The organism is Paraburkholderia sp. MM5384-R2, assembly GCF_014201025.1.
Taxonomy (GTDB): domain Bacteria; phylum Pseudomonadota; class Gammaproteobacteria; order Burkholderiales; family Burkholderiaceae; genus Paraburkholderia; species Paraburkholderia tuberum.
Window position 1 is genome coordinate 1 of sequence record NZ_JACHDI010000068.1, and the last position, 4,090, is coordinate 4,090.

Here is a 4,090-nt window from a genome sequence, read left to right on the forward strand (position 1 = left end):
GGTCCATACCCTTCGCAGGGCATGGAAATTCGAGTCGTCGACGAGGCGAAAGCCTCAGCGCGTTAGCGCGACGTCGTTAAAAGGTGTGGCGCAGGCCGAGGCCGACCGACGCCTGTTTATTGGTGCTTGACGGGCTGATGAACTGCGTGACCTGCGCCACCTGTGCGTCGCCCATCGCGCGCTGGAAGGTGGCGAATGCATAGAGGTCGGTGCGTTTCGAGAGGCTGTAGGTCGCCGTCGCGTTGTACTGGATGTAGCGTGGGTCGCCGTCGTTCGCATCGACCTTGCCGTCGGTGTAGGTGACGCCCAGCCCCGCCGAAAGCGCCGGCGTGAAGTAGTACACGCCGTTGATTTCGTAGTTCATGAAGTTGACGTTCTGCTGTTCGAAGCCGTCCTTGTACGTCGTGCTGGTGATGTCGCCGCCCAGCTTCAGCGAGCCGAACTTGTACGCCGCGCCGCCGCCGACGGTCAGGAACGAGTGCGCCACCGTCACGTATTCGCCAATGGCGGAGTTCGACGCCTTCCAGAACGTGCCGGTGTTCCGCGCGCCGGGTTGCCGTGCGTAAGTCATGCCGAAGCCCACATACAGCGGACCGTCGTCGTAGCTGCCGCCCACGCTCCACATGCTGTTCGCGCCGAAGCTGCCGGCCTGACCGCCGAAGCTGTACAGCGCGCTGCCCGTGAAAGCGCCGTAGGTTTTCGTGAATTTCACGGAATTGTCGACACGTACCCCGCGGTTCGTCAGGTCCATGTCGCCGGGGTGTTCCATGTAGACGGACCAGTCGGCGGCCGTCAGGTGAGCCACGTAATCGACCATCGATTCGTATTGCCTACCGAAGGTCAGCGTGCCCCAACGGTCGTTCTGGAGGCCGACATAGGCCTGCCGGCCGAACATCAAACCGCCTTGTCCGAGCGATCCGTCGGTGACGTCGAAGCCGTTTTCGAGCCGGAAGATCGCGTGGTTTCCACCGCCCAGATCTTCCGTTCCGAGAAACCCGATGCGGCTGCCGCGCGTGGTACCGCTTGACATCGCCACCGTGCTGCCGCCGCCCTGATTGTTCGTGTACTGGATCGAGGCGTCGATCAGGCCGTAAAGCGTGACGCTTCCTTGGGCGTGGGCGTTGACGGCGGCTGCGCCTGAAATTGCGGCCGCAATGTAGAACGTCTTTTTCATCCGTTATTCCTTTGATGCGGGGCGTCCTCGGTGCTGGCGCGAGGTCGTGAAGTTATGGGTGATCATCATCCAGCAGGACAAAGTATGCGGTATACAAAAAAGGCGCCAGCGTTTTTTGACTTTGATCGATCAGCGGGTCAAGGAGGATTGCGGAATTTTTTTGAACATGCTTGAAGGTGCGGAATTGCCGTGGTTGACGACCAACCGACGATCTTCCGGAGGGCGGGGCATGCGGACCGGCGAGGGTGACGCCTAAAAATGTGTTTTGCGAGCACATTTTATTGTACACAGTATACCAATAATTTTTGCGAGCGGGACCGTTCGGCTCCGCGCATCGGCTTTTCCCTGTTCAACCGTGACCTTCGCGGCGCTCGTCGAACAGACCGCCGCCGCGGCGTCTTCGCTGTCGCAGCAGATCCTGCAGCTGCAGCAGGCGGTCGACGAGTTCAAGCTCGACTATGACGGGATGCGTAGCTCGGTGCCTTCGCCGGTTCGCTCGGCTCCGGTGCCGTCGGTCTGGGAGGCCATCGAGGCGAATCGACTGCGCTGTTCATGAAGGTTGCCGCGCACGTTCAACTATCGGTCCAGACGGCACCGATAGTTGAAGCGCGTGCGCATCGCTATCGTGGCTCCTGGGCGAGCGCGATATGTGTTTCGCTTTATCGACCCACGCTCCCGATGAAGTGCAGAATCTCGCGCCCAAGATACTCCTCGCCGGAATTGAAGTGAGCCACGATCGACGTGTGGTTGTGACCGCGCATCTGAATCAGCCGGGGCGGCGTGCCGCGATGACGCAGCGCTTCGAAGAAGAACTGCGCGCCGTATTCGTCCAGATAGCGATTCTCGAACTCGGCCACCGCGATCATCAGCGGCACCGACGAGCGCGCGACGTGACTGAGCGGAGAGCGCACCGGATACAGGCTCTCGTCGTCGCCGAAGTACGCGCGCACGGGCTTCGCATTGGGGTTGCCCGGGCGCACGTCGGCCGCCAACCGCGCGCTGATCAGCACCAGACCGGCGATAGGCGAAGGCGGGCGTTGCTCAATGACGGTCGGATCGAACAGACATGCGGCCGCATGCGCGCCGCCCGCCGAATGGCCCACGACGAACACGCGGGCGGGGTCGATCCGCAGCGTGCGCGCATGCTGCTGAATGTAGGCGAGCGCATCGGCGACGTCGTGCGCGCCGCCCGGGTACGGCGCCACGTCGGCGAGCCGGTATTCGACGTTGATCGCGACCAGTCCCTGCGACGCGAACCAATAACAGACGTTGTCGTAAATCTGGCCGTTCACGCTCCTGTTGCCACGCACGAACGCACCGCCGTGGATGAACACGACGGCATCGCGCGGCCCGGGGTCATCGCCATCGTCACGCGACGCGAGCGCTGCCGGCTGAAAGACGTCGAGCACATGACGGGCGTGCGTACCGTATTGCACGTCCCGCTCCACGACGATGCCGTCCTTCGGCGCAGCGGCGACGAGCGGCGTATAGCAGTCGATCACCGTCTGCCGGTGAGCGGTGATGTCCTCGTTCCAGCGCGGCCCGATCTCGAGCAGACGGCGACGTTGATCGTCGGGCAGGGAGCCGAGCGGCTCGTCGGTCGGCTGCGGCTTCACCATGACACGCTCACGTCTCCGTTGATGAAAGTCTGGCAGGCCATCCGGTAACCGGCTTCGAGATCGGCGTCGCTGAGATGGCGCTTTTCCTTCTCTTTCACCGCGTCGGTGTGTTCGAGGCCGCGTTCGACTTTGCACTTGCAGGTGCCGCACAGACCGCCGCCGCACTTGAAAGGAATACCGCCTTTTTCGCGCAGCGAGACGCGCAGCAGGTTGCTGTTCGGCGGGGCGCTGACGCACTTGCCGTCATTGCTGAGAAACGTAATCTGGATCATGCGTGAGACCTGTTCTGGCTGGATACGTGAATGGATATGAGCGCAGCGTGCTTCAGCGTGCCACCGCGGTGACGCCCGGTCGCAATAGCGCGTCCTGGTCGCGCGTGCCCACCAGGATCTGAAGCGCCGCGAACGCCTCATCCCTGTCGGAGAATTTTTCGAGGAAGCGGGTCGGCATATCGTTGACTTCGCCACCCTCCGCTTCGTTGGTAACGCGAATCCGCGCGTCGCCGTAAAGCGCGGCAATCACGAAGGTCGCGAGATGACGTCCGCAATATACGTAGTCCCACGTTTCGGCCGGCGCCAGCTTGCCGATGGGTTCCGTGCGGTACTGGCCGGGCTTGCTCGTGAGAATCACGTAACTGATCGACTGTGTCGCGTTCACGCTCATGCCGCGGCCCCCACGTCGGTTTGTTCGAGTTCGATGTCGTGCTCGATCCAGAGCTGACAGGCGAGGCGATATCCCTGTTCGAGGCGCTCGCCGAGCTGCTTCTTTTCCTTCCAGTTGGGTGCGGGCAGATGCTCGCCACCCGCGCGGATGACGCACGCGCATTTGGAGCATTTCCCCATCCCGCACTCATAGCGAAGGTGCGGAAACGGAAACTCCTTGATGCCGGCGCGAACGACCAGATTGGTGTTCTGCTTGACCTCTCCCTGATAGGTCTCGCCGTTCCTGTGAAATGTGACCATCGGCATTGCCGCTTTCCTCTCGATCTGAAGATCCGGACTGCGCGCTGGAAGCGCGTCAGTGTTGCTCAATACTACCGGGCTTATGAAGATTGTATACTAACGACAATTTGTCGAGCGGCGGACGTCTAAAAAATTTGCTATGCGAGGACCGCGACGAGGCAGGGCCCGCATATGCGCCAAGCGTTGGAGGACGGATTCGGCCGAATTCCTGACTTCAGCCCAAACCACGGTCCATGACGATACGGTATACATTATTCTTTTGATGCGATATTCTGCGGTCACTATCTGCAGTTCGAGCGCCCCGCCTCGTAGCCGTAGACGTTGTCCCCCCTCTA

Annotated in this window: 7 protein-coding genes; 2 read left to right on the plus strand and 5 right to left on the minus strand. The window is 61.5% G+C overall.

Annotated features, from left to right (window positions below):
• Positions 1-76: 76 nt before the first annotated feature.
• Positions 77-1,174 carry a porin gene (locus tag HDG37_RS38505; protein ID WP_184056781.1) on the minus strand — a complete coding sequence of 366 codons (1,098 nt, stop codon included), beginning with the start codon at positions 1,172-1,174 and terminating at the stop codon, positions 77-79.
• Positions 1,175-1,220: 46 nt separating this feature from the next.
• Between HDG37_RS38505 and HDG37_RS38510 the strand changes: the two genes are divergently transcribed.
• Positions 1,221-1,430 (plus strand): hypothetical protein, encoded by a 210-nt coding sequence (locus tag HDG37_RS38510; RefSeq protein ID WP_184056783.1) that lies wholly within the window; start codon positions 1,221-1,223, stop codon positions 1,428-1,430.
• Positions 1,431-1,529: 99 nt separating this feature from the next.
• Positions 1,530-1,730: a hypothetical protein gene (locus HDG37_RS38515; protein ID WP_260335286.1), complete on the plus strand. Its 201-nt coding sequence runs from the start codon at positions 1,530-1,532 to the stop codon at positions 1,728-1,730.
• Between the two features lie 103 nt (positions 1,731-1,833).
• On the opposite strand, the gene HDG37_RS38520 is transcribed toward HDG37_RS38515, so the two are convergent.
• The 4 genes from HDG37_RS38520 to HDG37_RS38535 are packed head-to-tail and all read right to left on the minus strand — an operon-like array spanning position 1,834 to position 3,761.
• A complete protein-coding gene (locus HDG37_RS38520) occupies positions 1,834-2,793 on the minus strand; it encodes an alpha/beta hydrolase (protein WP_184056786.1) in 960 nt (319 codons plus the stop codon).
• On the minus strand, positions 2,787-3,065 hold the full coding sequence (locus HDG37_RS38525) for a 2Fe-2S iron-sulfur cluster-binding protein (protein WP_184012695.1): 279 nt from the start codon (positions 3,063-3,065) through the stop codon (positions 2,787-2,789). Before HDG37_RS38525 ends, HDG37_RS38520 begins: the two co-directional genes overlap by 7 nt.
• A 52-nt stretch (positions 3,066-3,117) precedes the next feature.
• Complete coding sequence (locus HDG37_RS38530) at positions 3,118-3,456, minus strand: hypothetical protein (RefSeq protein ID WP_184056789.1); 339 nt, start codon at positions 3,454-3,456, stop codon at positions 3,118-3,120.
• Positions 3,453-3,761: a 2Fe-2S iron-sulfur cluster-binding protein gene (locus HDG37_RS38535; RefSeq protein WP_184056792.1), complete on the minus strand. Its 309-nt coding sequence runs from the start codon at positions 3,759-3,761 to the stop codon at positions 3,453-3,455. Before HDG37_RS38535 ends, HDG37_RS38530 begins: the two co-directional genes overlap by 4 nt.
• Between the last annotated feature and the right edge of the window lie 329 nt (positions 3,762-4,090).

Bases quoted from the DNA above. Each gene is read 5' to 3' on its own strand.
- HDG37_RS38505 (WP_184056781.1), bottom strand. From the start codon at position 1,174: ATGAAAAAGACGTTCTACATTGCGGCCGCAATTTCAGGCGCAGCCGCC.
- HDG37_RS38520 (WP_184056786.1), bottom strand. From the start codon at position 2,793: ATGGTGAAGCCGCAGCCGACCGACGAGCCGCTCGGCTCCCTGCCCGAC.
- HDG37_RS38525 (WP_184012695.1), bottom strand. From the start codon at position 3,065: ATGATCCAGATTACGTTTCTCAGCAATGACGGCAAGTGCGTCAGCGCC.
- HDG37_RS38530 (WP_184056789.1), bottom strand. From the start codon at position 3,456: ATGAGCGTGAACGCGACACAGTCGATCAGTTACGTGATTCTCACGAGC.
- HDG37_RS38535 (WP_184056792.1), bottom strand. From the start codon at position 3,761: ATGCCGATGGTCACATTTCACAGGAACGGCGAGACCTATCAGGGAGAG.